At 46.2% G+C, this 4546-nt stretch carries 3 protein-coding genes; 1 reads left to right on the top strand and 2 read right to left on the bottom strand.

What is annotated here, in order from left to right; genetic code table 11:
- Positions 1 to 73 precede the first annotated feature (73 nt).
- Positions 74 to 1306 carry a hypothetical protein gene (locus tag RIG27_RS07135; RefSeq protein WP_446343739.1) on the bottom strand — a complete coding sequence of 411 codons (1233 nt, stop codon included), beginning with the start codon at positions 1304 to 1306 and terminating at the stop codon, positions 74 to 76.
- Between the two features lie 62 nt (positions 1307 to 1368).
- Positions 1369 to 3342 (bottom strand): protein kinase domain-containing protein, encoded by a 1974-nt coding sequence (locus tag RIG27_RS07130; RefSeq protein ID WP_446343737.1) that lies wholly within the window; start codon positions 3340 to 3342, stop codon positions 1369 to 1371.
- Positions 3343 to 3991: 649 nt separating this feature from the next.
- On the opposite strand from RIG27_RS07130, the gene RIG27_RS07125 reads away from it, so the two are divergent.
- Entirely contained in the window at positions 3992 to 4306 is a 315-nt protein-coding gene (locus RIG27_RS07125; protein ID WP_446343735.1) for a PhoD-like phosphatase N-terminal domain-containing protein, read from the top strand.
- Positions 4307 to 4546 lie beyond the last annotated feature (240 nt).

Raw genomic sequence — 4546 nt, 5'->3', positions numbered from 1 at the left:
GTGCTGGGCTTTACTCCTACTACCAGTTCTATGATTGATAAAATTTTGGCTGTAGCTCTTGATTTAATCAATCCTAAACATTTAAGAAATTGGTTTGCTCATTGTTGTTACTGTACCTCATAGCAGCGCGAAGCGCTGTATCGCGTACAATATCCCAATTTATAATTGGAAGGAACATCTGTTCATAGGCTACTAAATCTTGGGCTTGTTCAGGTCGTCCCATTAGGGAGATAAGCTGATCCTCTGCATTCTGAGTTTTCAGAATTAAGCGAAACAAGAACATTTCTGCACATTTTTCAGCTTCATTCCATGAGTCTGCTTTATCCTGTAGACGAGTCCAAGCACGATATATACTCTCCTGTTCTTCCCTGCCAAAAATAAGCGCATATTTTTTTAGTCTTATACTTAATTGCCGTAATTCAAAGTTTTTACGTTCCTCAATTTGGCGAGTAATATCTCGCACTAAGTCGGCTATAGAGTTTGGAGAATAAGCACAAAGCGCTGGTTCATAATCCTTAAGTTTTACATCATCTATAGTTTGACCAAGATTAATTACTACTTGTTGGATAGATATAGTTTGAGTTAATGGCGCAAGACGTTGTCCTAAATCACTTGGAACTGATAAGTTTGGATTAATACAATGTTCCTTGATTTGTCTAGCGATTTGTTCGAGGGTGATATCTTCTCTAGTCAGGCAAGTTTCACAGTCAGATTGAGTCCATTGAAACCCAGAAGTACAGGGATCTTCTTTGTATTCTTCAAGAATCGAATGAGGCGGAAATAAATCCTGTGGCAAACTTTGCTGCAATTGATAAGCGTCTGGACTACCCTCAAATGAAAGGAGTCGATAAGCCGCTTGTTTAGCCACGATATGATTGACTTCGAGAAGCTGTTCAACTTCATCCTTAACTGCTATCCAAACTGATTCTGACGCAGTACGGAAAAGCCAAGCAAAAAGGTTATACTTATCGGGTTCTCCCATTATTGCTTCAGCCAAACATACTGTAGCAATGATATGTATAAAATTACCGCGTGGTAGGTGCGAGATGACAGCCAGTGCGACTCGTCCAAGACGCAGTAACCCATCATCTTCGATAGTCGTGAATCTGTACTTGCCTAGGGTAAATTGTTGTCCAGGTTGGAGTTGTTCTCCAATGCGATTATAAATTTCCTGATTGATTTCCTCAGCCCTTTGTCTTGAATTGCACCGTTGCCACGAAAATCCGTAGAGATGAACAAATCCCAACCAACTTTCAAAGGCTGAGTGGAGTTCAGATATAACTTTTGGTGATTCACGCCAACGCAAAAAGTTCCTAGACGTAGCATGCTACGTCTCTACATAGCGCCCCTATCCCTTGCCGTATGATTCTAACGCCCTAGTGTTTCCCTCGCCTTTTCACGCAGGCTGGCAGCTTTTTCATGATCGGGTTCGAGTTGCAGGGCTTTATCCAGAGAAGGAATCGCTTCCGTGGTGCGCCCTAACGCCATGAGCGCCTCACCGCGAGTTGCCCAAGCATCGGCGGAGTTCCGATCCAATTCAATCGCTTTGTCTAACGCTTGAACCGCCTCAGCGGAACGTCCCACCCCTTGCAGTGCTATGCCATAGCGAATCCAACCTCGGGCAAAATCGGGATAGTATTCCGCTACCCGTCCATACAGTCGCAAGGCGTCTATAATCTGGTTTTGTTGGCGTAAGGCATCGGCTTTGCTGACTAAGGCTTCGGCATAATCGGATTGGTAGGCGAGGGCGTCATTACAAGAGACTAGGGCTTGTTCAGGCTGTCCTAATTGATTGAGACTCTCGCACCGTCCCCAATAGGCTGGGGCTAAGTCAGATTGGAGTTCGAGCGCCTGATTGTAAACCTCAATTGCTTCCTCATAGTCTCCAGCTTTTCTTAAGTCTTCGGCTTCGGCGAGCAAGGATTCAGCCGTGGGTTCGGGGGTTGGCGAGGGAGAAGGAGAAGGAGTTGGGCTTGGGCTTTCCACCGGGACATCCTTAATTTGAGACTGATGATTCAATTGAGAGGGGAGTAGAATCAGGGTGACAGCAACCGTGGAACTAACCGCGATCGCGATCGTGGCAATTGTCCAAGGCTGCATCAACCATTGCCGAAATCCATGGCTTCTGGCTGCAGTTGACACCGTTGCGGTTGGTTCAACGTCCTGAGGTTGACTTAGGGATACGGTAGCATCCGTCTGAGCCGGGGTGGGCTGAGAGGTTTGGGTGCGTCCGGTGTCTTGGGTTTGACTAGCGGACGATTCGCTATTCGACTCCTCGATTTCAATCAGCGTCGATTCCGTTGGTGTCGCCTCCCACGCCTGAGTCTCGGCTGAATCATCGGGGAAATTTTGACTTTCCTGATCCGTCGGCGCTTGGGGATCAACCAGGGGCGGCAATTCACACTCAGGGGCTAACGGTTGGGGGGGTGACGCCGACTCCAATAATGGCGCGGGTAAACTCTGGAATGCTAACAGGGTTTCTTCTGCTGTCGAGTAGCGATCGCGAAAATCATAGCGCACCATCTTATCCAAAATTTTTCCCAATTCCGGACTAATCTGCTTGGCATATTTGCGCCAGTTGAGTTCACCCGTATCGGAGTCTTCTTTAATATGTTTGGGATGAATTCCCGTTAATAACTGAATCCCAATAATCCCCACCGCATAAACATCACTACTATAGCGAGGTTTTCCTGCCAGTTGCTCATTGGGCATATATCCCTTAGTGCCGATAGAAATCGTCACATTGGTCAGCGCTGTTTCCGGATTCAGCGACTCACATCTAACCTGTTTCACCGCACCAAAATCAATCAGCACAATTCTGCCATCAGCGGCGCGGTGAATCAAATTAGCTGGCTTGATATCCCGGTGGATCACATTCTGTTGATGGACAAATGTTAGTACCTGCAATATATCTTGCAGGAGGGATAGCACTTTTTCCTGTGACCACGTCAGATGAGAGTCTATCTCTTTACTTAAGGGTTGTCCTTGAATATATTCCTGAGCCAGATAAAATTCATGATTTTCCTCAAAATGAGCCAAAAGCCGGGGAATCTGCTCATGATTACCCAGTCGATAGAGGACTTGAGCTTCCGTTTGGAAGAGGCGTCTCGCCGTTTGCAGCCCCTCCTCATCATCATCGCTCACTTGAGGTTTTAATTTTTTAACGACGCATTGGGGATGACCGGGCAAATGCATATCCCGCGCCAAGAAGGTTTGACCAAACCCTCCGACCCCTAGCTTTTCCATAACGTGATAGCGTCCGCCTAGAGGTTTATTGTCCCAAGCGTCTTGAGAACCCGACACCATCGTTTTTGTCAGCGCCCCTGTTGAATTTTTCTTCATCACTAGACACGTCCATAAATTACACGTCAACCCTGGATTACAAGGGTCTTTGACTAATTTTTAGACAAGTCTAATTAACTATCGCATTGAAAACAGCACCCCACTAACTTGTCTTATTCTTTATCTGGCAATCGAACCTGAGTTCATTGTTTATTTTTTCCAAGATAGTCGCTAATTCACCGACAGGAAGTTTACCGACGAATCAGCTATTCTTGTTTCTTTTCAAAAATAACCTTGACCGATAACTGTCGTTCGATCAGTTTGAGGTCTTATAACTCTGGCTGACCCGACACGTTTCTGGAAACACTGCACGTTAGAGTCTGCTCACCTGACTCCGGGGAGCCAGATGCCTACCATGTTAATTATAGAGGCGATACTCACTCTCTAACAAAAAAGCGCTTAACATGAGGACATTCAATCGTAAATTTACCAACGGCGCAACCAAGCTTTACCAACGGTGCAAACAAGCTGAACCTCTGATGAACAAAGACTTTTGTCTGTTTTGTCTAGTCATCAACGCTGAGGTTTAATTGAATTATTTGCTCTACTGTTCACATTTGGGGCATCATTTTTATCTAGGGCAGGGAAAAATCAGTCACTCATCACCCGTCGCCGCTTCCTGGTTACCTCCGCCTTAACCAGTGGTGGATTGATCACCGCTAACCTGTTATCGAAATCAGGATTAGCCCAGAGTACAGCACCGGGGATGATCACCTCAGATAAAATCCGTCCACAAACCCCTTACGGGGTGGCTAGTGGTGACGTGAGTCGTGATCAGGCGGTTATTTGGAGCAAGAGCGATCGCGCCAGCCGGATGATTGTAGACTATGATACCAGCGAATCCTTTAGCAACCCGCAACGGGTGATGGGATCGACGGCATTAGAAAGTGTGGAGGGCGACCCGAGCTACTTGAGTGGACTGGGGTTTTTAATTAGGCTAAGCGGGTCGCCCCTACAGAGGTGAATAATTGTCAAGAAAGATGTGGGTAATCCATTATAAAATGAATGGATTGGCGTCTCGCTCGCTATTTTGTATAGTTTTTTATTTCTTGCACTAGCTATCGTGACATCCTCCTACACCGAATCAGAGATTACGGTGTAGGCTTCCTTTGTCGTAGTCTTACGGCTACGCTTGGGGCGTTTTATAGTGGGGAATATGCCCAGCCCCACTCTCTTGATATTAATCGCAGCGTTCCAATCTCTG

This window comes from Coleofasciculus sp. F4-SAH-05 (genome assembly GCF_040222985.1).
Taxonomy (GTDB): domain Bacteria; phylum Cyanobacteriota; class Cyanobacteriia; order Cyanobacteriales; family Coleofasciculaceae; genus Coleofasciculus; species Coleofasciculus chthonoplastes.
This window is presented reverse-complemented; position numbering and strand designations above follow the sequence as displayed.